This is a genomic window from Pseudonocardia sp. GCM10023141 (assembly GCF_042653605.1).
Genome location: NZ_JBHSIR010000006.1, coordinates 64,670 through 84,687 on the forward strand (window position 1 = coordinate 64,670; position 20,018 = coordinate 84,687).

Consider the following 20,018-nt stretch of genomic DNA (forward strand, 5'->3'; position numbering starts at 1 on the left):
GTGAGAGCTACAACCAACCGCTCTCGTCCGCCAGCCGCACGGCCTCGGCGCGGGTGCGTGCCGAGGTCTTGCCGATCGCCGACGACAGGTGGTTGCGCACCGTGCCCTCCGACAGGTGCAGCACCAGCGCGATGTCGGCCACCGTCGCGCCGTCGGCCGCGGCCAGCAGGACGTCGCGCTCGCGCTCGGTGAGCGGGCTGGTGCCGCTGGAGAGCGACTCGGCCGCCAGCACCGGGTCGACGACGCGCAGACCGGCGTGCACCCGGCGCACGGCGTCCACGAGCTGCTCGGGCGGGGCGTCCTTCACCACGAACCCGGCGGCGCCCGCGCGCATCGCGCGGGCCAGGTAACCGGGCCTGCCGAACGTCGTGAGCACCACGACCCGGCACGCGGGCAGCGCCTTGCGTAGTGCGGCGGCCGCGTCGAGGCCGTCGCCGCCGGGCATCTGGATGTCGAGCAGCGCCACGTCGGGCTCGCTCTCCATCGCGGCCGGCACCACGTCGGCGCCCGACCCGACCTGCGCCACCACCTCGATGTCGGACTCCAGCCCGAGCATCGCCGCCAACGCGCCGCGGACCATGGCCTGGTCGTCGGCGAGCAGCACCCTGATCATGACCGTTCCTCACGTCGTACGACCCGCTCCAGCAACGGCCGCTGCGCGGGCGCGCACTCGGCGCGCAGCCGGTAGCCGCCGTCGGGCAGCGGGCCCGCGTCCACCCAGCCGCCGATGGCGGCGAGGCGCTCCGTCAGCCCGCTCAGCCCGTTGCCCGGGGGTGTGGTGGCCGGGCTGCCGACGCCGTCGTCGACGACCTCGACGGTCGTCGGCGTGAGCGTCACCGTGCACCTGCTGGCCCCGCTGTGGCGGATGACGTTGGTGATGCCCTCGCGCACGACGTAGGCGAACGCCTGCTGCCGATCGGCGGGCACGTCGTCGACGGCCGTCGGGAAACTCGCCTCGATCCCGGCCGCGCGCAGAGCCTCGCGAGCGCCCGCCAGCTCCCTGGCCAGCGACGCGACCCGGTTGGCCGACACGGTGGACCGCACGTCGGCCAGCGCCTGGCGGCCCAGCCGTTCGACGTCGGTGACCTCCTCGGCCGCGCGTTCGGCCTCGCCGCGCTCCAGCAGCCGCCGCGCCAGGCCGGCCTTGACCGTGATCGTGGTGAGGCTGTGGCCGAGCACGTCGTGCAGGTCGCGGGCGATCCGCTCGCGCTCGGCGGTGACGGCGAGCCCGGCCAGCTCCTCGCGGGCGTTGCGCAGCTCGGAGTTGACGCGGAGCAGGCCGAACATGCCGGTCATGGCGATCACGATCGCGGCCATCGCCACGATCTCGCCGATCTCGATGCCACCACCGGTGAGCAGGACGTACCCGATGCCTGCCGCGCAGATGAGCGCGGCGACGATCGGCCCCTGCGGGGACGGCAGCAGCGCGACGGCGGCCACCACCACGTAGCTCGCGGTGTAGAGCGCCTGCACGTCGGCACTGACCCCGGCCACCGACACGAGCCACAGTGCGGTCATGACCACGATCAGGCCGATGGTGAACAGGCGGCTGCCCAGCAGCATCGCTCGGTAGACGCCGAAGATGTAGACGAGTGCGTAGGCCACCACCGCCAGCGTGAACAGCACCCGTGCCGGCACGCCGTAGTCCGTCGACGTCGCCGCGGCGATGGCGTTGGGGATCAGCACGAGCGACCAGCCGCACGACATCAGGTACCACTTGCCCGGCGTCATCCGCGTCGGATCGGTGATGGGCGCACCGGAGGCGGGCATGCGGAACACGGTATCTCCTGTTCAGACGCGCAGCGCGTCACGGCGGTAGCGCACGGCGACGATCCCGCCGATCACCAGGAACCAGGCGAGCAGCACCGCCACGCCCTCCAGCGGGATCCCGGTGCCGAGCGCCTGCCCCATGGCGACGTCCACCAGCCAGTAGCTGGGCAGCGCGTGCGCGATGGACGCGAGCGCCGCCGGCAGCACCTGCGGCGGGATGAGCACGCCGCCGAGCAAGCTGAACAGCAGCATCGTCACCGTCGCCATGCCCTGGGCCGAGTCCGCCGTGGCGAACAGCCCGACCAGCAGCCCGATCGCGGCGAACGGCAGCACGCCCAGCCACGCGGCCAGGAACACCTGCAGCCAGGTCAGCGCGGACAGGTCCACGCCCTTGACGACCGCGGCCACCACGAACACCAGCACCAGCGTCGGCAGCGTGACGATCATCGCCACGGCGCCCTTGACGACGAGGTAGGCCCAGCCGGGCAGCGGGGTCAGGCGCAGCTGGCGGTTCCAGCCGATGCCGCGCTCGACGGCGACCCGGCCACCGGTGCTGATCGATGCCGAGATCGCGCCGAACGCCGCCATCATGACCATCAGGGCGACGAGGGCCTGCGCGGCGTCGGGCCCCTGCGCGTAGATGCCGGAGAAGATCAGGAAGTACACGAGAGGGAAGCCCACCGTGAAGATCAGGAACCGGGGCGAGCGGAAGATCCGGCGCACCTCGGACGTCAGCAGCACACCCATGATCAGCTCTCGTCCTGCTCGCTCGAGGTGAGGGCGACGAATGCGTCCTCGAGGCCGTGCGCGATCACTTCGATGTCGCGGGCGGCGGGGAATGCCGGCAGCAGCGCGCGCAGTGCTGCGTCCGAGTCGACGCAGGTCAGCCGGACGCGCTCGCCCTCGACAGCGGCCTGCGTGACACCGGGCAGGCCGGCGAGCGCCGACGCGGGAACCCCGGGCAGCGTCGCGGAGACGACCCGGCCGGACACGAGCGAGCGCACCGCGGCGACGCTGCCGTCGGCCACGACCCGGCCGGCGCGCAGCAGCACGACCCGGTCGGCGAACTCCTCGGCCTCGGCGAGGTAGTGCGTGGCGAACACGACGGTGCGGCCGGTGTCGGTGAACGACCGCATCGCCGCCCAGAACTCGCGGCGCGCCTGCACGTCCATCGCGACCGTCGGCTCGTCGAGCACGAGCAGGTCGGGGTCGCACACCAGCGCCGCCGCGAAGCGCACGCGCTGCTTCTGTCCGCCCGAGAGGCGCCCGTAGCGCTGCCCGGTGATGTCGGCGACCCCGGCGCGCTCCAGCGCCTCGGTCACCGGGAGCGGTTTCGGGAACAGCGCCGCCATCAGCCGCACGACCTCGCCGACGGTGATGTCGTCGGGTAGCCCGCCGGACTGCAGCATCGCCCCGATCAGGCCCTCACGCACCGCCTGTTCGGGGGTCCGGCCGAAGATCAGCACGTCGCCGCCGTCGGGGCGCGACAGGCCCAGCAGCATGTCGATGGTGGTGGACTTGCCCGCCCCGTTGGGGCCGAGCAGCGCCACCACCTCGCCGGGAGCGATGGTGAGGTCCACGCCGTCCACGGCCCGGATCTCGCCGTAGCTGCGGCGGAGCTGCCGCAGCGCGACGGCGGTGCCGGTGAGCGTGGTGGTCGTTCGTCCTGTCATGGTTCCCAGCGTCGCCGGAACCCGGGCGAGACCCCCGGATCGGGCGTCATGACGTGACCGTGACGGATGTCAGGCCCTAACCTTCGGCGCCATGACCGCACCGTCCCTGCGCCCTGCCGAGCTGGACGCCACCGCGCTGGCCAAGGTCCGCACGCTCGAGCAGCAGCTGGGCTGCCCGCTCGTGGCCTACTCCCCCGAGACGCCCTTCGCGCCCCTCACCGACGAGCAGGTGGCCGCGGTGCAGCGCACGGAGGCCGAGCTGGGCGTCCAGCTGCTGGCCTACCGCACCTGATTTCGCCCTTCCGACACGCCGATTTCGCCGATCCGACACGCGCCGCCGTGCCGAGCCGTGTCGAGCCGTGTCGAGATGGCGCACACGGCGTGTCGAGATGGCGAAATCATCGTGTTGAGATCGCGAAATCACCCGACTCGCGGGACACTTCACCCCAACTCGCGCACGGCCTTGCTCCGCCGCATCCGCGAGTCGGGACAGATTGACCCGCGAGTTGCGACGGAACGTCCCGCGAGTTGCGACGGATTGACCCGCGACTGGGGGCCGATCGCGCCCCGAGGCGGGGTGGATCGGCCCCTGCCGGGTCAGCAGCCCAGGAGGCGGGCCGCCAGGTAACCCTCGACCTGGTCGAGCGCCACCCGCTCCTGCGCCATGGTGTCGCGCTCGCGGATGGTGACGGCCTGGTCGGTGAGGGTGTCGAAGTCGACCGTGATGCAGAACGGCGTGCCGATCTCGTCCTGGCGACGGTAGCGGCGGCCGATGGCGCCGGCGTCGTCGAACTCGACGTTCCAGTTCTTGCGCAGCTGGGCCGCGAGGTCCCGTGCCTTCGGCGACAGGTCGGCGTTGCGCGACAGCGGCAGCACCGCTGCCTTGACGGGCGCGAGGCGCCGGTCGAGCCGCAGCACCACGCGGGTGTCGACGCCGCCCTTCGCGTTGGGCGCCTCGTCCTCGGTGTAGGCCTCGATGAGGAACGCCATCATCGAGCGACCGACGCCTGCCGCGGGCTCCACCACGTACGGGCGGTAGCGGGTGCCCGAGGCCTGGTCGTAGAACGACAGGTCCACCCCGGAGTGGTTGGAGTGGGTGGTGAGGTCGAAGTCGGTGCGGTTGGCGATGCCCTCGAGCTCGCCCCACTCCTGGCCCTGGAAGTTGAACTTGTACTCGATGTCGACGGTGCGCTTCGAGTAGTGGGACAGCTTCTCCTTCGGGTGCTCGTAGTGGCGCAGGTTCTCCGGGGCGATGCCCAGGTCCGTGTACCACTTCGTGCGCTCGTCGATCCAGTACTGGTGGATCTCCTCGTCGGTGCCGGGCTCGACGAAGTACTCCATCTCCATCTGCTCGAACTCGCGCGTGCGGAAGATGAAGTTGCCGGGGGTGATCTCGTTGCGGAAGCTCTTGCCCATCTGGCCGATGCCGAACGGCGGCTTCTTGCGCGACGTGGTCTGCACGTTGAGGAAGTTGACGAAGATGCCCTGCGCCGTCTCGGGCCGCAGGTAGTGCATGCCCTCCTCGGACTCCACCGGGCCCAGGTAGGTCTTGAGCATCATGTTGAAGTCGCGGGGCTCGGTGTACTGGCCGCGCGTGCCGCAGTTGGGACACGGCACGTCGGACAGGTCGTCCTCGGCGGCGGCCTTGCCGGTGCGCTCGGTGTACTCCTCGGCGAGCTGGTCGGCGCGGAAGCGCTTGTGACAGCTCTGGCACTCCACCAGCGGGTCGGTGAAGACACCGACGTGCCCCGACGCCACCCACACCTGACGGGGCAGGATCACCGACGAGTCGAGGCCGACGACGTCGTCGCGGCCCGTGACCATCGTGCGCCACCACTGCCGCTTGATGTTCTCCTTCAGCTCCACGCCGAGGGGGCCGTAGTCCCACGCCGAGCGCGTGCCGCCGTAGATCTCGCCGGAGGCGAAGACGAATCCGCGGCGCTTGGCGAGCGCGACGATGGTCTCGATCTTGGCGGAACTCGGCTTGCTGGCCACGGACGACACTCCAGGAACGGGGACTGCGGGAGGGTGCTTCAGAAGGGACAAGGGTAGCGACCTGGCCATGGGTCGCCACTTGCCCCCGGGCCACATTCCCGAACTTCATCCTTGACTTATATAATCGAGTATCGATACTTTCGCCGGGTGCACGCCTTCGACGTACTCGGCGACCCGGTGCGACGCCGGATCCTCGAACTCCTCGGCACGGGAGAGACGAGCTCCGGAGCGATCGGGGCCGTCGTCCAGGAGGAGTTCGGCATCTCCCAGCCTGCCGTGTCGCAGCACCTCAAGGTGTTGCGCGACAACGGTTTCGCCGCGGTGCGGGCCGAGGGCACCCGGCGCCTCTACTCCGTGCGCACCGAGCCACTGAAGGACGTGGACGTGTGGCTGGACCAGTTCCGCCGCTTCTGGGCCCCGCGCCTCGCCGCACTGGCCACCGAGGTGGCCCGGGGGAAGCGGGAGCGCCGGCAGGTGGCCGACCCCGCGGCGACATCCGAGACCGACCCGACCAGTACCGACGAACGGAGCGACCCATGACCGACGTGTCCCACGAGATCAACGCGACGCAGCGCCGCATCGGCTCACGCACCCTGGACGCCGGGGAGGCGCGCGTCCTCACCATCGCCCAGTCCTACGACACCGGCATCGAGGACCTGTGGGACGCCTGCACGAACATCGAGCGCATCCCGCGCTGGTTCCTGCCGATCTCCGGAGAGCTGCAGGTCGGCGGCAAGTACCAGATCGAGGGCAACGCCGGGGGCACCGTCGAGCGGTGTGACCGGCCGAACTCCTTCGCCGCCACCTGGGAGTACGGGGGCGAGGTCAGCTGGATCGAGGTCCGGCTGGTGGCCGAGGGCGCCGAGCGCACCCGCTTCGAGCTCGAGCACACCGCCGCCGTCGAGGACGAGCGGTGGGCCGAGTTCGGGCCCGGCGCGGTCGGCATCGGCTGGGACATGATGCTGATGGGCCTGGGCAGCCACCTCGGCTCCGGTGCGGGCGTCCGACCCGAGGACGCCATGGCCTGGATGGTCTCCGACGAGGGCCGGGCGTTCATGACGGCCAGCAGCGAGGCCTGGTACGCCGCCTCGGTCGCGGCCGGCACGCCGGCGGAGCAGGCCCGTGCCGCCGCCGACCGCTGCACGGCGGCGTACACCGCGACCGGCTGACTCGCGGTCACCGGCGCTCGGGCCGGTTCCACCGAAAGCCCACGGGCACCGGGGTCGACCTGCTACCCATCTCCCATGGCCCGCACCCGCTTCGACCTCGCCGAGCTGCAACGGTGCGAGGTGGCCGCTGACGAGACGGTCCGCCACATCGACCGGCAGCTGGGCGAGCTGCGGGCCGCGCTTGCCCCGGTGCGGGCGCAGTGGACGGGCGACGCGGCCCACGCCTGGGACGCGCACCAGCGCCGGTGGGATGCGGCGGCCGCCGACATCGTGGCCCGCCTCGGTGACCTGCACCGGCTGCTCCAGGTGGCCCGGGCCAACTACACGGCCGCGCTGGACGCCAACGTGCGCTCCTGGCGGCCATGACCGGCGCGGCCGCGGACACCGCCGACATCGATCCGGCGGAGCTCGCCACCGCCGGCCGCGCCGCGGCCCACGCGCAGGTCGACCTCGCCGCGGCGTTCACCCTGCTCGCGGACCGGCTCGCCACGGCCACCGGCATGGCGGGCGACGACGTACCCGGCGCCACGTTCGGCGGCGCCTACGGACCGGCGGCCGCATCAGCGTTCACCGGCTTCGGCGCCACGCTGCGCATCCTCGACGGCGTGGTCACAGCGCTGATCACGACCGGCAACAACCACGCCAGGGCCGAGCAACACTCCACGCGGGGCGTCCCGGCCGGGACGGGCCTGCTGGCCCGCCCCCCCGACAGCCGCACCGATCACCCGCACGCCGCCACCGGCCGCGGGAACCGGCACTACCGCGCCATGGGACCTCGTCAGGTCCTACTGGCCGGCGGCCGACCCCGAACGGCTTCACGACGCCGCGAGCAGCTGGCGAGCCGCCGGCACCGCGCTGACCAACACCACTGCCGTCCTGCGCGGCGCCGTTGCCGCGTTGGAGAGCGACAACAGCGGCCCCGACGTCGATGCGATGGCCGAGTTCTGGGCCGGGCTGATCGGCCCGGGACAGACGCTGTTCGCCGCGCTACGCCTGCTGTGCGCACAGATCGCCACGCTCTGCGAGCGCCACGCCGTGCTCGTCCAGGACACGCACACCGCGGTCCGCCGAGCCGTCGGCATCATGATCGCGACCGGGGTCGTGGCCGCGGCATCGGGCGCCGGGCCGGCCGTACTGGGGCATGTCGCGCTCGGAGAGGTGGAGCTCCTGCTGAACCCGGCCGCGGACGCGTTCGCCGCCCGGTTGCCCGCCGAGGTGTTGACAGCGATCGACCGGCGACCGTGGCCGCGGTCGAGCAGCTGTCCGCCGGCACCGCGACCCCGCGGGCCGTCGAGGCCGAGCTCTCCGAGCTCGAGGACGCCACGGACGCCGGGCTGCGCGGTGCCCACACATGTCGCTGCCGAACCGACCCAACCCGTGCCGAGGTTCTCCGCCGATCGCTTCGCCAACCCGGTGCTCGCCGCTCGGCACGCCAACGATCACGCCGCCGAGTTCGGACTCACGGGTGAGCAGGCCTATGCCGCCGCGGCGGCGGACTTCCTGACTCGCGCCCAGTCCGAGGGCTACCCGGCGCTCGTCGACGGCGATGGCGTCGTGCGCGTCTACGATCCGTCGTCGAACACCCTCGCCAGCTACGACTCCACAACCGGAGTCATCAAGACCTACTTCCGACCGACGTCAACAACCTACTGGCAACGCCGCGCACCGGACTGGGGCATGCCCGTGAGCTGGGAGTGAACGCCGTGCCCCTGCCTGACACCTTCATGTGCCCGATCTGCGGGTATCCCGGCCTGTACGGGCCCGCCTACTCACCACGAACACATCTGGGGTCCTACGAGATCTGCCCGAGTTGCTGGTTCGAGTACGGGGTCACCGACGACGACAAAGGGTTCACCCACCAGCAGTGGCGTGCCGGCTGGATCGCCGACGGAATGCCGTGGCGGAGCCCCGTCGACGCGCAGCCCCCCGGCTGGGACCCCCGCGAGCAGCTGCGCCGCCTCACCGGCTGACCCACCTCAGGCCAGCAGGCTCGGGTGCTCCGTGGCGGCACCGCCCGTCGCTGTCACCAGCGACTCGAACGTGGACGGCTCGTCGGCCAGCGCCTCCGACAGCAGCGGGACCACGTGCGTGCGCACGTCGAACGGGCTCAGCGACCGGCGGTAGGCGTCGACGGAGGTGAACCGGACGGTGAGGACCCACCGGTCCGGGTCGTCCACGGCCCGGCCCAGCTCGCCGCCGAGGCAGCCCGGCGCAGCGGTCAGCAGCTCCAGTGCGTGGCGGGCCCTGGTCAGGAATGCGGGGGCGTCGGAGGGCGCGCCGAAGCGGCAGACGAGCAGCACGGACGGAGCATGCCACCGCACGCCTACGATGGAGGGTGCGGCCCGTCGGGATGCAGGAACCACAGGGGGTGCGGTCGCCGCCCCCGAGGATGGGGACACGGATGTCGATCGTCGCAGGGTCCGGGGCTGCCGTCGGGGACGCTGGCATCAGGGACGCTGCCACCCGTGACACCGCTACCCGTGACACCGCCGTCGAGCCGGCGGACCACTCCGCCGAGCACGGCAGCGCCGCGCCCGCGCCGGCCCGCACCCCGCGCACCCTCGAGGCGGCCGGTGACCTGTTGCGTGCGCTCGCCGCGCCGGTCCGCATCGCGATCGTGCTGCAGCTGCTCGAGTCCCACCGGTGCGTGCACGACCTGGTCGACGCGCTGGGCGTCACCCAGCCGCTGATCAGCCAGCACCTGCGGGTCCTCAAGGCGGCCGGTGTGGTCCGGGGGGAGCGACAGGGTCGCGAGGTCGTCTACTCGCTGGTCGACGACCACCTCGCCCACATCGTCGTCGACGCCGTGGAGCACGCGGAGGAGACCCGATGACCGAGCACGTCCACAGCGCCACCGCACGCCGCGACTTCGGGGGCGACAACGGCCAGACGCCCGCCACCCGTGCGGTGCGCGCCACCCGCCAGCGCGCCGCGGTGTCGGCCATGCTCGACCGGCTCGACGACTTCCGCTCCGCCCAGGAGATCCACGAGGAGCTGCGGCGCGGCGGCGACGGCATCGGCCTCACCACCGTGTACCGCACGCTGCAGACGCTCGCCGACGGCGGCGAGGTCGACGTGCTGCGCACCGGCACCGGTGAGGCCGTCTACCGCCGGTGCAGCAGCGCCGAGCACCACCACCACCTGGTCTGCCGCCGGTGCGGGCGCACCGTCGAGATCGAGGGGCCTGCCGTCGAGAGCTGGGCGCAGCGGGTGGCGGAGGCGCACGGGTTCTCCGAGCTGAGCCACACGGCCGAGATCTTCGGCCTCTGCCGGGAGTGCGCGACGACCGGTCCACGGCGCTAGCTACAGCTAGCACTGACCGTCTCACATCGACACATCAGCTTCCCGGCTCGGGCATTAGCGTGCGAGCCCAACGCAAGGAGGCGCTTCGTGGCGGACACGAACGGGGATGCGGCGACAGCCACCGCTCCCAGCACGGTGCGACGGCTCGAAGGCCCCGAGGCCGCTGAGCTGGCAGGGTTGGCCGCGGTCTTCGAGGATCTGCAGTACGTGCTGCGCTGTTGCGAGCACCTGGTCACGGCACTCAACGCACCCGACACCGGACCGGCCCGGGTCGACACGGACACGGCGCTGGTCGAGGCGCTGTGGAGCGGCGCACTGATCGGTTACGTGCGCTGCTTCTCGGGACGAGCCGCCGTGCTCACCGAGAAGGACCTCGAGGAGCTCAAGCTCGAGGGCGAGGTCACCGACTTCCACGGCATGGTCAAGAAGCTGCGTGATCACTACGCGTCGCGCCACGTCAACCCGCGCGAGTCCTTCGTGATCGGTGTGGCGCAGGCCAACGACGGCAAGCCCACCGGCGTGGCCGTGGTCTCCACGCCGCGCCCGATCGTCGACGACACCACGGTGCGGCTGCTCGGCCGGGTCGCCTACGGGCTCTCGGGCCTGGTCGACGCGCGCATGCAGCTGGCACAGAACAACGTGCTCGGCGCCGCCGGCCAGCTGAGCCCGACGGAGCTCAGCAAGCTCCCGGTCGTGCACCTGAGCGAGTCCGGGGAACCCCGCAGCTGAGCTTCGCCCGCACACACCGCAGGGGCATCGCACACACCTTCCACGGTGTGTGCGATGCCCCTGCGGTGTGTGCCGAGGCGATCACGGTGATTCTGTGAGTTCCGCCCGCATGCTCGACGCGCTGCTGACCACCAGCATCAGCAGCGTTCCCATCGCCTTGTCGTCGAGTCCGGCCGCCGGGAACGCGTAGCGCAGCGTCACGTCCCAGCCCTTCTCACCCCGGATCACCCGCGGCGTGCCGAAGAGCCCCTCCCCTGCTCCCATGGCGACGCGGGTGGGCACGTCGGTCTCCACCGGCAGGTCCCAGGCCACCACGCAGGTGAGGTTGAGGACGGGCAGCCCCTCCTCCAGCTCCATGCCCTGCACCACGCACAGCACGCCACCGTGCGCGAACGTCAGCGCTCCGTCGTCGTCGGCCGTGACGTCGTGGTAGCGCTCCAGAGCCGTGCGTGCGACCTGCAGCATGCCGGCGATCGGGCCGCTCACGACGCCGCCCCGGGGGCATCGAGCGCGCCACCGAAACGCCGGTCGCGCCGCGCGTAGATCTCGACGGCCTGCCAGAGGTGGCGCCGGTCGAAATCGGGGAACAGCGTGTCCAGGAAGACCATCTCCGCGTAAGCCGACTGCCAGAGCAGGAAGTTGGACGTGCGCTGCTCGCCGGAGCTGCGCACGAAGAGGTCGACGTCGGGCATGTCCGGCTCGTCGAGGTACCGCGCGATCGTCTTCTCGTCGATCTTGTCGGGCTTGATCCGGCCCTCGGCCACCTGCCGGGCGATCTGCTTGACCGCGTCGGCGATCTCGGCCCGGCCGCCGTAGTTGACGCACATCGTGAGCGTCAGCATGTCGTTGTCGCGGGTCTTCTCCTCCGCGACCTCCAGCTCCTTGATGACGCTGCGCCACAGCCGTGGCCGGCGCCCGGCCCAGCGCACGCGCACGCCCATCGCGCTCATCTCGTCGACGCGACGGCGGATCACGTCGCGGTTGAAGCCCATCAGGAAGCGCACCTCGTCGGGGCTGCGCTTCCAGTTCTCCGTGGAGAACGCGTAGGCCGAGAGCCACCGGACGCCGATGTCGATGCAGCCGCGCGCGACGTCCATCAGCGACTCCTCACCGCGCCGGTGACCCTCGATGCGCGGCAGGCCGCGGGCGTTGGCCCAGCGGCCGTTGCCGTCCATGACGAGCGCGACGTGGTTGGGCACGAGCTCACGCGGGATGGCGGGTGGGCGGGCACCGGTCGGGTGCGGGGGTGGGGGCTGGAACCGGGACACGCCTGCAGCCTATGCCGTGCGGTTTGCGGGGCCGGGCTTCCTGCCATGCGGTCGGCTGGGTTCACCCCGCCGGGCTCGCCGCGCGGAGACGGGCCGTCCGGGCGTCCAGCGCCGCCGCCAGCGCCACCCCCACCGCGTAGCCGAGGAAGTCGGTCCACACGAACGTCGAGCCGAGCACCAGCCGCGCTCCGGGGACGACCGCCGCGACGGCCCCCGGCACCGGGGTCAGCTGCAGCACCTCCACCGCGACGCACAGCAGCAGCGCGACGGCCGCCACCCGCGTCCATCGCGCGCCGGGCGCCAGCAGGCACACCCCGAGGTAGACGGCTCCCGCGTAGAGGACGTTGCCGGCGTGATCGGCCAGCGGGGAGGCCCGGAACAGCTGCAGGACGAGCCCGACCGCGATGACCGCGACGAGGACCAGCAGCACAACGGCCCGGCGGCGGGGCACCATCAGGTCGCAGCGGTGGCCCGGCGCTCCACCAGCGGCAACGAGCGCAGCTGCCGCTCCAGGTGCCACTGCAGGTGCGCGGCCACGAGCCCGCTGGTGTCGCGGCGGGTGGCGGCGGCCGCCGCGTCGGCGGTGGTCCAGTCGCCGTGCAGCAACGCGTCGAGCAGCGCGAAGGTCTCGCGCGACGGCATGACCGAACCCGGCGGACGGCAGCGCGGGCACACGGCCCCACCTGCGGCGATGTTGAACGCCGGATGCGGGCCGGGCTCGGCGCAGCGCGCGCAGTCGTTGATCGCGGGCGCCCAGCCGGCGTGGCTCATGGCCCGCAGCAGGAAGGCGTCGAGCACCAGCGACGCGTCGCGCTCGCGGTCCGACAGCGCCCGGATCGCCCCGACGAGCAGCATGTAGACGCGCATCGCCGGCTCACCCTCCTCGGCGACGAGGCGGTCGGCCGTCTCCAGCACCGCGCACCCCGCGGTGTAGCGCGGGTAGTCGTTGACGAGCCCGACGCCGAACGCGTCGACCGTCTCGGCCTGCGTGATGATGTCGAGCGAACGGCCGGTGTAGCACTGGATGTCGACGTGGTTGAAGGGCTCCAGCCGCGCGCCCCAGCGGGAGCGGGTGCGGCGCACCCCCTTCGCCACCGCGCGGATCTTGCCGCGGCGCCGGGTGAGCAACGTGATGATGCGGTCGGCCTCGCCGAGCTTCTGCACGCGCAGCACCATCGCTGTGTCGCGATACAGGGTCACGCGGATGAGCCTACGTCCCGAACGGGCACGTCATCGCACCCCCGCGCCGATTGCGCCCTACGATCGGCCTTCACACCTTCAAGGGGGAGCCATGTCGCAGGACAGTCCGAATTCGCCCGACGACGAGAAGACGTCCGTCTTCCGCGTGGGCGGGGGCCCGGAGCCGACGGCGCCCGAACAGGCAAGTGCCCCGATCTCGTTCGACAAGCCCGCCGAGGGCGGGGCGCACGCGAGCCCCGAGTCCGGTGCCGCGCCCGCCACGGAGCAGGGTGCTGCCCAGAGCTCCGGGCAGCATGCCGACGCCACTGCCCAGTTCGTGGCCCAGCAGCCGGCATCCCAGCAGCCGGCATCCCAGCAGCAGCCACCTGCACAGGGTTACGACCCTGCGGCCGCCCAGTACGGGCAGCAGTACGGCCAGCAGCAGCAGCAGTACGGCCAGCCGGCGGCCTACGACCCGTCGCAGTACGGCCAGCAGCAGTACGGGCAGCAGCAGCCCACGTACGGGCAGCAGGGCTACGGGCAGCAGGCCGGCGCCTACGACCCGTCGCAGTACGCGCAGCAGCAGGGCTACCCGCAGCAGCAGTACCCGCAGCAGGGCTACGGCCAGCCCGCCCCCTACGGCTACGCGCAGCCGGCGTACCCCGCGCCCACGCAGACCAACACCATGGCGATCCTGGCGCTGATCTTCGCGTTCATCTTCGCGCCCGTCGGCGTGGTGCTCGGGTTCATCGCCCGCGGCCAGATCAAGCGCACCGGCGAGCAGGGCGACGGGCTGGCGCTGGCCGGCATCATCGTCGGCGCGGTGATCACGGTGCTGATCGTCATCTACATCGTGTTCATCATCGTGTTCGTCTCGGCGGCGGTGAGCTCGATCCCCACCTATTCCCGCTAGAACCCGAGTTTGCGCAGCTGGCGCGGGTCGCGCTGCCAGTCCTTGGCGATCTTCACATGCAGGTCGAGATAGATGCGGGTGCCGAGCAGCTTCTCGATCTGCAGCCGGGAGTCGGTGCCGACCTGGCGCAGGCGCGCGCCGCCCTTGCCGATCACGATGCCCTTCTGGCTCGACCGCTCGACGTAGACCACGGCACGCACGTCGAGCAGGTCGGACTTGCCCTCGCGGGGCACCATCTCCTCGATCACCACGGCGATGGAGTGCGGCAGCTCGTCGCGCACGCCCTCCAGCGCGGCCTCGCGGATGAGCTCGGCCACGAGCGTCTCCTCCGGCTCGTCGGTGAGCTCGCCGTCGGGGTAGAGCGAGGGGCCTTCCGGCAGCTGCTTGACGAGCAGGTCGGCGAGCAGGCCGACCTGGAAGCCGTCGACAGCCGAGCAGGGCACGACGTCCTCGAACTGCATCAGCGCGCTGAGCTCGGTGAGCCGCTCGGCGATCTGCTCGGGCTGGGCGAGGTCGGTCTTGGTGACCACGCCGATGATCGGCGTGCGGCCGGCGACGGCCTTGAGCTCGTTGATGATGAACTCGTCGCCGCGCCCCACCGAGACGTCGGCAGGCACGCAGAAGCCGATCACGTCGACCTCCGACCAGGTCTCGCGGACGATGTCGTTGAGCCGGCTGCCCAGCAGCGTGCGCGGCTTGTGCAGCCCGGGCGTGTCGATCACGATCAGCTGCGCGTCCGGGCGGTGCAGGATGCCGCGGATCGCGTGGCGGGTGGTCTGCGGCCGGCTCGACGTGATCGCGATCTTCGTGCCGATCAGGGCGTTGGTCAGCGTGGACTTGCCGGCGTTGGGCCGACCGACGAAGCACGCGAAGCCGGAACGGAAGCCGTCCGGAACGTCGCCGAAGATGTTGCTCATGTGACTCCCAGCGGCGCGAGCCGCTCGCCGGTGAGGCGCTCGAGGATCTCGCGACCGATCGGCAGGGCGGCGGTTGCCGCCGGGCTCGGCGCGTTCAGTACGTGCAGGATGGCACCGGGACCCGACCCCTGGTCGACGAACAGGAAGTCGTCGACGAGGGTGCCGTCGGCCTTGACGGCCTGGGCGCGCACGCCGGCGCCTGCGCGCGAGAGGTCCTCGGCGCGCACATCGGGCAGCATGCGCTGGATCTGCTTGACCATCGCGTCGCGCGACAGCGACCGGTGCATCTCGCCGAACCCGTAGCGCCAGTGCTGCTTCGCGACGCGCAGCATGCCCGGGTAGGTGATGGTCTGCAGGAACTCCTTCGGCTTGACCGCGCCCCACGAGTAGCCCTCGCGGGCCATCGCGAGCACCGCGTTGGGGCCCGCGTGGACGTGGCCGTCGATGCCGCGGGTGGCGTGCACCCCGAGGAACGGGAAGGCGGGGTCGGGCACCGGGTAGATGAGGCCCTTGACCAGCGCAGCGGCGCGGTCGCTGAAGCCGGAGTACTCACCGCGGAACGGGATGATGCGCACGCCGGGGTCGACGCCAGCCGCGCGGGCGACCTCGTCGCTGCGCAGCCCGGCGCAGACCACGACCTGGCGGCCCAGCAGGTCGCCGGTGGCGGTGCGCACCACGACGTCGCCTGCGCGGCGGGCCAGCTGCTGCACGGCGCGGCAGAGGTGGATCTCGCCACCCTCCTTGGCCACCAGCTCGCCCAGCTTCTCGGCGATCGCGCGGTAGTCGGTGATGCCGGTGGACGGCACGAACAGCGCCCCGATCCCGCGCACGTGCGGCTCGTGGACGCGGATGCCGGCCTGGTCGAGCTCGTGCACCTCGACCCCGTTGGCGCCACCACGGCGGACGAGCTCCGCCATGCGCGGCAGCTCCTCGGGCTCGGTGGCGACGACGAGCTTGCCGGTGACCTCGTGCGGCAGGTCGTGGGTGCGGCAGAACGCCACGGTCTCCGCGCACCCGGCGACGGCCAGGCGGGCCTTGAGCCCGCCGGGCGCGTAGTAGAGCCCCGAGTGGATCACGTTGGAGTTGTTGCCGGTCTGGTGCTGCGCGAGCCGGGGTTCCCGCTCGACGACGGCGACCGAGCGTCCGGTGCGGGCCACGGCATGGGCCGTGGCGAGGCCGACGATGCCGCCGCCGACCACGATGACGTCGAAGGCGGGGGTGGCGGCGGTCATGCGGGCGACTCCGCGCCGAGCGTCTCGACCACCGTGCCGGACCCGTCGGCGCGCAGCACGTGCGCCGCCGGGGCGAGCTCCCACACCGCGGCCAGCGACGGGGCGTCGACGGCGTCGTCCGAGGTGACGACGGCGGCAGCCTCCAGGCCGGGCGCCCCGCTCGACACCGCCGCGGCCACCGCGGCCTGCAGGGCCGTGAGCTGCAGCGATGCGAGCGCAACGGACGCCGCCGCGTAGGTGCGACCGTCGGTGTCGCGCACGGCGGCACCCTCGGCGGCGCCCGTACGAGCGCGCGCGGACCGGGCCAGCGTGACGATCTTGGCGTCCTCGGGGTCGATCACCGGGCTGGCCTCAGCGGGACCGGACATCGCTCTCCTCCCGACGGCCGCTGTCTGCGGATCCGTCCACTTCCTCGTCGTCCTGGCTGCCGTGGTCGATCGGATCCACCAGCACCGTGGTGATCCGGACCCGGCCACGGGCGTCCTTGCCGCCCTCCGCGACCAGCCGCAGCCCGGCTACCTCGGCGGTGGCCCCCGGCAGCGGGACGCGGCCGAGCTGCTGGGCGAGCAACCCGCCCACCGTGTCGACGTCGGCCTCCGCGAGCACCTCCGCCAGCGGGCTGTCGGCGCCGTCGAGCCCCGGGAACAGCTCCGCGAAGTCCTCGACGGGGAGCCGAGCGGCGACGCGGATCCTGTGGTCGTCGAGGTGCTGGACCGCGGGCACCTCCTCGGCGTCGTACTCGTCGGTGATCTCGCCGACGATCTCCTCGAGGATGTCCTCGATCGTGACGACCCCGGCGACGCCGCCGTACTCGTCCACCACGATGGCCATGTGGTTGCGGGCGGCCTGCATCTCCTTGAGCAGCTCGTCGACGCGCTTGCTGTCGGGCACGAAGACGGCGGGGCGCATCACCTCGACGAGCGTGGCGACCGTCCCGTTGGCCTCGGCCTGCGCGCGCACCAGATCCTTGAGGTAGGCGACACCGACGATGTCGTCGATGCTCTCGCCGAGCACCGGGATGCGCGAGTAGCCGCTCTTCAGCGCCAGCCGCAGCACCTTGTCGACCGGGGTGTCGCCCTCGGTCCAGACGACGTCCGGGCGCGGCACCATCACCTCGCGGACCAGCGTGTCACCCAGCTCGAAGACCGAGTGGATCATCTGCCGCTCGTCCTCGTCGACGACCCCGCTGGTGCTGGCCATGTCGACCAGCTCCCGCAGCTCGATCTCCGAGGAGAACGGGCCCTGCCGGAAGCCCTGGCCGGGGGTGATCGCGTTGCCGACCACGATCAGCAGCTTCGTGAGCGGGCCCAGCAGCGTGGCGAGCGCCCGGACCGGGGCCGCCACGAGCATCCCGACGCGGTAGGGGTGCTGGCGCCCGAGCGTGCGCGGGCCGACGCCGATGAGCACGTAGGACACCACGAGCATGACCCCGCCCGCGGTGAGCGCGCCCACCCAGACCGTGCTGAACGTCTGCACGAACGCGACCGTGACCAGCACGGTGGCGGCCGTCTCCGCGGCCAGCCGCAGCAGCAGGAGCAGGTTGACGTGGCGCGGCCGGTCGGCCACCACGGCGGCGAGCGCTCGCGACCCGGTGCGACCGGCGCGGACGAGCGCGTCGACCCGGGCGCGCGACACCGAGTTGAGTGCGGCGTCCGCGGCGGCGAACAGCCCCGCCAGCGGGACCAGCAGGATGGCGATGACGATCAGCGGGGTGATGGCCGTGGCGGTCATCGCGCCTCCGCGGGGACGAGCACGTCGGCAGGCATCGGGATCAGGTTCAGCTGTCCTCGAGGCCGACGGCGCCGAGCACGGCGGAGTCGCTGCGGCGCTGCGCCTCGACCGCGGCGGCGCGCTCGCGAGCGACGCGCCACTCGGTGAGCAGCTTGTTCTGCAGGCCGAACATCTCGCGCTCCTCCTCCGGCTCCGCGTGGTCGTAGCCGAGCAGGTGCAGCACGCCGTGGACGGTGAGCAGGTGCAGCTCGTCGCCGAGCGTGTGACCGGCGGTGCGGGCCTGCGCCTTCGCGAACTCGGGGCACAGCACGATGTCGCCCAGCAGCGCCGGGCCCATCTCGGGAGCGTCGGGCCGGCGGGACTCCTCGGCCAGCTCGTCCATCGGGAAGGACATGACGTCGGTGGGGCCCGGCTCGTCCATCCAGCGCTCGTGCAGCTCGCTCATCACGTCCAGGGTGACGGCGATGATCGACAGCTCCGCGGCGGGGTTGACGCGCATCGCGTCGAGGGCGAAGCGCGCGACCGACGCGATGAGCGCCTCGTCCACGCTCACGCCGGACTCGTTGTTGACCTCGATCGACACAGCCACAAGGGTAGGCCACCCGATAAGTTCAGCTACGTGGCCACTGCATCGACGCTGCACAACTGGGCAGGCAACATCAACTTCTCGGCGGCGGCGCTGCACCGGCCCACCGACGTGGGACAGCTGCAGGAGATCGTGGCGGCCGCCGAGCGCGTCCGGGCGCTGGGCACCGGCCACTCGTTCTCGCCGATCGCCGACACCACGGGCGTCCTCGTCTCGGTGGCCGACCTGCCCCCGGTGCTGGCGATCGAGGGCGGATCCGTCACGGTGTCGGGCGGGATGCGCTACGGCGAGCTGATGGGTCCGCTCCATGCCGCCGGGCGGGCGCTGCCCAACACCGGTTCGCTGCCGCACATCTCGGTGGCGGGCGCGTGTGCCACCGGCACGCACGGCTCCGGGGAGTCCCACGGCATCCTCGCCACGTCCGTCTCGGCCGTCGAGATGGTGGCGGCCGACGGCACGCTGGTCACGGTGCGCCGCGGCGACGCCGCGTTCCCCGGGTCGGTCGTGGCGCTCGGCGGGCTGGGTGTCGTGACGGCGATGACGCTCGACACCGTGCCCGCGTTCGACGTCCGGCAGTGGGTGTACGAGGGATCGCTGGAGCTGTCCGACGCCGCCGAGGCGCTGGCTGCGGCCTACAGCGTCAGCCTCTTCACGTACTGGGAGGGCGCCGCCGGATCGGGCCATGGCATCGAGCAGGTGTGGGTCAAGCAGCGCGTCGGCGACCCGGAACCGCCGTCGAACTGGCTGGGCCTGACCCGCGCCGACGGGCCCCGCCACATGACCCGCGGCGAGGACGCCACGCACTGCACGCAGCAGGGTGGCGTGCCCGGGCCGTGGCACGAGCGGCTGCCGCACTTCCGGCTCGCCTTCACCCCGAGCAGCGGTGCGGAGCTGCAGTCGGAGTACCTGGTGCCGCGCGCGGCACTGGGCGACGCGCTCGCGGCACTCGACGCGGTGCGCGACCGGATCGCACCCGCGCTGCTCGTCTCCGAGATCCGGACGATCGCCGCCGACACCACCTGGCTCTCGGCCGCGAGCGAGCGCGACAGCGTCGCCTTCCACTTCACATGGGTGCTCGACCACGGGATCGTCGACCCGGCGGTGGCGGCGGTCGAGGCCGCGCTGGAGCCGCTGGCCGCCCGCCCGCACTGGGGCAAGGTGTTCGGCGTCGAGCCCGGGGCCGTCCGCGACCTGCTCCCCCACCTCCCCGATGCCGAGAAGCTGCTGCGCTCCGCCGACCCCACGGGCAAGTTCCGCAACGCGATGCTCGACCGCTACCTCCCCGGCTGACCAGAGGTCACGCCCGACCCCAACTCGCGGGCACATCCGTCGCAACCCGCGGGCACCTCCGTCGCAACTCGCGGGGCCATCCGTCGCAACTCGCGGGCACCTCCGTCGCAACTCGCGGGCACATCCGTCGCAACTCGCGCTCTGGGCAGGGCAAGTACCCGCGCGAGTTGCGCTCGAACGCCCCGCGAGTTGCGCTCGAACGCCCCGCGAGTTGCGCTCGAACGCCCCGCGAGTTGCGCTCGAACGCCCCGCGAGTTGCGCTC

At 72.2% G+C, this 20,018-nt stretch carries 26 protein-coding genes; 11 read left to right on the forward strand and 15 right to left on the reverse strand.

Features of this window, described 5'->3' with window-relative positions:
• Positions 1 to 7: 7 nt before the first annotated feature.
• Genes ACFPFQ_RS01265 through ACFPFQ_RS01280 form a run of 4 tightly spaced genes read right to left on the reverse strand, consistent with a single transcriptional unit; the run spans position 8 to position 3,443 of the window.
• Positions 8 to 613, reverse strand: a complete 606-nt coding sequence (locus tag ACFPFQ_RS01265) for a response regulator (RefSeq protein ID WP_379613801.1) — start codon at positions 611 to 613, stop codon at positions 8 to 10.
• Positions 610 to 1,770, reverse strand: a complete 1,161-nt coding sequence (locus tag ACFPFQ_RS01270) for a sensor histidine kinase (RefSeq protein WP_379613803.1) — start codon at positions 1,768 to 1,770, stop codon at positions 610 to 612. Before ACFPFQ_RS01270 ends, ACFPFQ_RS01265 begins: the two co-directional genes overlap by 4 nt.
• Positions 1,771 to 1,791: 21 nt before the next feature.
• On the reverse strand, positions 1,792 to 2,517 hold the full coding sequence (locus tag ACFPFQ_RS01275; RefSeq protein WP_379613805.1) for an ABC transporter permease: 726 nt from the start codon (positions 2,515 to 2,517) through the stop codon (positions 1,792 to 1,794).
• A gap of 2 nt (positions 2,518 to 2,519) precedes the next feature.
• Positions 2,520 to 3,443 carry an ABC transporter ATP-binding protein gene (locus ACFPFQ_RS01280; RefSeq protein WP_379613807.1) on the reverse strand — a complete coding sequence of 308 codons (924 nt, stop codon included), beginning with the start codon at positions 3,441 to 3,443 and terminating at the stop codon, positions 2,520 to 2,522.
• 91 nt (positions 3,444 to 3,534) lie between these two features.
• Between ACFPFQ_RS01280 and ACFPFQ_RS01285 the strand changes: the two genes are divergently transcribed.
• Positions 3,535 to 3,735 (forward strand): hypothetical protein, encoded by a 201-nt coding sequence (locus ACFPFQ_RS01285; RefSeq protein WP_379613809.1) that lies wholly within the window; start codon positions 3,535 to 3,537, stop codon positions 3,733 to 3,735.
• 305 nt (positions 3,736 to 4,040) lie between these two features.
• On the opposite strand, the gene ACFPFQ_RS01290 is transcribed toward ACFPFQ_RS01285, so the two are convergent.
• On the reverse strand, positions 4,041 to 5,438 hold the full coding sequence (locus ACFPFQ_RS01290) for a glycine--tRNA ligase (protein WP_379613811.1): 1,398 nt from the start codon (positions 5,436 to 5,438) through the stop codon (positions 4,041 to 4,043).
• A gap of 147 nt (positions 5,439 to 5,585) precedes the next feature.
• Here ACFPFQ_RS01290 and ACFPFQ_RS01295 point away from each other — a divergent pair, with 147 nt between their 5' ends.
• The 5 genes from ACFPFQ_RS01295 to ACFPFQ_RS01315 all read left to right on the forward strand — a co-directional run bounded on the left by ACFPFQ_RS01295 (position 5,586) and on the right by ACFPFQ_RS01315 (position 8,577).
• A complete protein-coding gene (locus tag ACFPFQ_RS01295) occupies positions 5,586 to 5,978 on the forward strand; it encodes an ArsR/SmtB family transcription factor (protein WP_379613813.1) in 393 nt (130 codons plus the stop codon).
• Positions 5,975 to 6,607, forward strand: coding sequence for an SRPBCC family protein (locus ACFPFQ_RS01300; RefSeq protein WP_379613815.1), 633 nt, complete (start codon positions 5,975 to 5,977; stop codon positions 6,605 to 6,607). Before ACFPFQ_RS01295 ends, ACFPFQ_RS01300 begins: the two co-directional genes overlap by 4 nt.
• 75 nt (positions 6,608 to 6,682) lie before the next feature.
• Positions 6,683 to 6,973: a WXG100 family type VII secretion target gene (locus ACFPFQ_RS01305; protein WP_379613817.1), complete on the forward strand. Its 291-nt coding sequence runs from the start codon at positions 6,683 to 6,685 to the stop codon at positions 6,971 to 6,973.
• A gap of 531 nt (positions 6,974 to 7,504) precedes the next feature.
• Complete coding sequence (locus ACFPFQ_RS01310) at positions 7,505 to 8,305, forward strand: hypothetical protein (protein ID WP_379613819.1); 801 nt, start codon at positions 7,505 to 7,507, stop codon at positions 8,303 to 8,305.
• Between the two features lie 5 nt (positions 8,306 to 8,310).
• Positions 8,311 to 8,577: a hypothetical protein gene (locus tag ACFPFQ_RS01315; RefSeq protein WP_379613821.1), complete on the forward strand. Its 267-nt coding sequence runs from the start codon at positions 8,311 to 8,313 to the stop codon at positions 8,575 to 8,577.
• A gap of 6 nt (positions 8,578 to 8,583) precedes the next feature.
• Here ACFPFQ_RS01315 and ACFPFQ_RS01320 read toward each other — a convergent pair whose 3' ends face one another.
• The gene (locus ACFPFQ_RS01320; RefSeq protein WP_379613823.1) at positions 8,584 to 8,907 is read right to left on the reverse strand and encodes an antibiotic biosynthesis monooxygenase family protein; all 324 of its coding nucleotides are present in this window, start codon (positions 8,905 to 8,907) and stop codon (positions 8,584 to 8,586) included.
• Positions 8,908 to 9,008: 101 nt separating this feature from the next.
• Here ACFPFQ_RS01320 and ACFPFQ_RS01325 point away from each other — a divergent pair, with 101 nt between their 5' ends.
• The 3 genes from ACFPFQ_RS01325 to ACFPFQ_RS01335 all read left to right on the forward strand — a co-directional run bounded on the left by ACFPFQ_RS01325 (position 9,009) and on the right by ACFPFQ_RS01335 (position 10,639).
• Positions 9,009 to 9,440 (forward strand): ArsR/SmtB family transcription factor, encoded by a 432-nt coding sequence (locus ACFPFQ_RS01325; RefSeq protein WP_379613825.1) that lies wholly within the window; start codon positions 9,009 to 9,011, stop codon positions 9,438 to 9,440.
• Positions 9,437 to 9,910 (forward strand): Fur family transcriptional regulator, encoded by a 474-nt coding sequence (locus ACFPFQ_RS01330; protein ID WP_379613827.1) that lies wholly within the window; start codon positions 9,437 to 9,439, stop codon positions 9,908 to 9,910. Before ACFPFQ_RS01325 ends, ACFPFQ_RS01330 begins: the two co-directional genes overlap by 4 nt.
• Positions 9,911 to 9,997: 87 nt before the next feature.
• A complete protein-coding gene (locus ACFPFQ_RS01335) occupies positions 9,998 to 10,639 on the forward strand; it encodes a hypothetical protein (protein WP_379613829.1) in 642 nt (213 codons plus the stop codon).
• Positions 10,640 to 10,720: 81 nt separating this feature from the next.
• Here ACFPFQ_RS01335 and ACFPFQ_RS01340 read toward each other — a convergent pair whose 3' ends face one another.
• The 4 genes from ACFPFQ_RS01340 to recO form a co-directional block, all read right to left on the reverse strand.
• Positions 10,721 to 11,104: a hypothetical protein gene (locus ACFPFQ_RS01340; protein ID WP_379614313.1), complete on the reverse strand. Its 384-nt coding sequence runs from the start codon at positions 11,102 to 11,104 to the stop codon at positions 10,721 to 10,723.
• Positions 11,105 to 11,121: 17 nt separating this feature from the next.
• Entirely contained in the window at positions 11,122 to 11,907 is a 786-nt protein-coding gene (locus ACFPFQ_RS01345; RefSeq protein ID WP_379613831.1) for an isoprenyl transferase, read from the reverse strand.
• Positions 11,908 to 11,968: 61 nt separating this feature from the next.
• Positions 11,969 to 12,361 (reverse strand): DUF2809 domain-containing protein, encoded by a 393-nt coding sequence (locus ACFPFQ_RS01350; protein WP_379613833.1) that lies wholly within the window; start codon positions 12,359 to 12,361, stop codon positions 11,969 to 11,971.
• Entirely contained in the window at positions 12,361 to 13,107 is a 747-nt protein-coding gene (recO, locus tag ACFPFQ_RS01355; RefSeq protein ID WP_379613835.1) for a DNA repair protein RecO, read from the reverse strand. The genes ACFPFQ_RS01350 and recO overlap by 1 nt, the downstream gene beginning before the upstream one ends.
• Positions 13,108 to 13,198: 91 nt before the next feature.
• Here recO and ACFPFQ_RS01360 point away from each other — a divergent pair, with 91 nt between their 5' ends.
• Positions 13,199 to 13,999 (forward strand): DUF4190 domain-containing protein, encoded by an 801-nt coding sequence (locus ACFPFQ_RS01360; protein WP_379613836.1) that lies wholly within the window; start codon positions 13,199 to 13,201, stop codon positions 13,997 to 13,999.
• On the opposite strand, the gene era is transcribed toward ACFPFQ_RS01360, so the two are convergent.
• Genes era through ybeY form a run of 5 tightly spaced genes read right to left on the reverse strand, consistent with a single transcriptional unit; the run spans position 13,996 to position 18,462 of the window.
• Positions 13,996 to 14,916 (reverse strand): GTPase Era, encoded by a 921-nt coding sequence (gene era, locus ACFPFQ_RS01365; RefSeq protein WP_379613837.1) that lies wholly within the window; start codon positions 14,914 to 14,916, stop codon positions 13,996 to 13,998. The genes ACFPFQ_RS01360 and era overlap by 4 nt on opposite strands.
• Positions 14,913 to 16,148 (reverse strand): L-2-hydroxyglutarate oxidase, encoded by a 1,236-nt coding sequence (gene lhgO / locus ACFPFQ_RS01370; RefSeq protein WP_379613839.1) that lies wholly within the window; start codon positions 16,146 to 16,148, stop codon positions 14,913 to 14,915. Before lhgO ends, era begins: the two co-directional genes overlap by 4 nt.
• Positions 16,145 to 16,516, reverse strand: coding sequence for a cytidine deaminase (locus tag ACFPFQ_RS01375; RefSeq protein ID WP_379613840.1), 372 nt, complete (start codon positions 16,514 to 16,516; stop codon positions 16,145 to 16,147). The genes lhgO and ACFPFQ_RS01375 overlap by 4 nt, the downstream gene beginning before the upstream one ends.
• Positions 16,500 to 17,879, reverse strand: a complete 1,380-nt coding sequence (locus ACFPFQ_RS01380) for a hemolysin family protein (RefSeq protein WP_379613842.1) — start codon at positions 17,877 to 17,879, stop codon at positions 16,500 to 16,502. Before ACFPFQ_RS01380 ends, ACFPFQ_RS01375 begins: the two co-directional genes overlap by 17 nt.
• 46 nt (positions 17,880 to 17,925) lie before the next feature.
• On the reverse strand, positions 17,926 to 18,462 hold the full coding sequence (ybeY, locus tag ACFPFQ_RS01385) for an rRNA maturation RNase YbeY (protein WP_379613844.1): 537 nt from the start codon (positions 18,460 to 18,462) through the stop codon (positions 17,926 to 17,928).
• A gap of 36 nt (positions 18,463 to 18,498) precedes the next feature.
• Here ybeY and ACFPFQ_RS01390 point away from each other — a divergent pair, with 36 nt between their 5' ends.
• On the forward strand, positions 18,499 to 19,755 hold the full coding sequence (locus tag ACFPFQ_RS01390; protein WP_379613846.1) for an FAD-binding protein: 1,257 nt from the start codon (positions 18,499 to 18,501) through the stop codon (positions 19,753 to 19,755).
• The last annotated feature ends 263 nt before the right edge of the window (positions 19,756 to 20,018 follow it).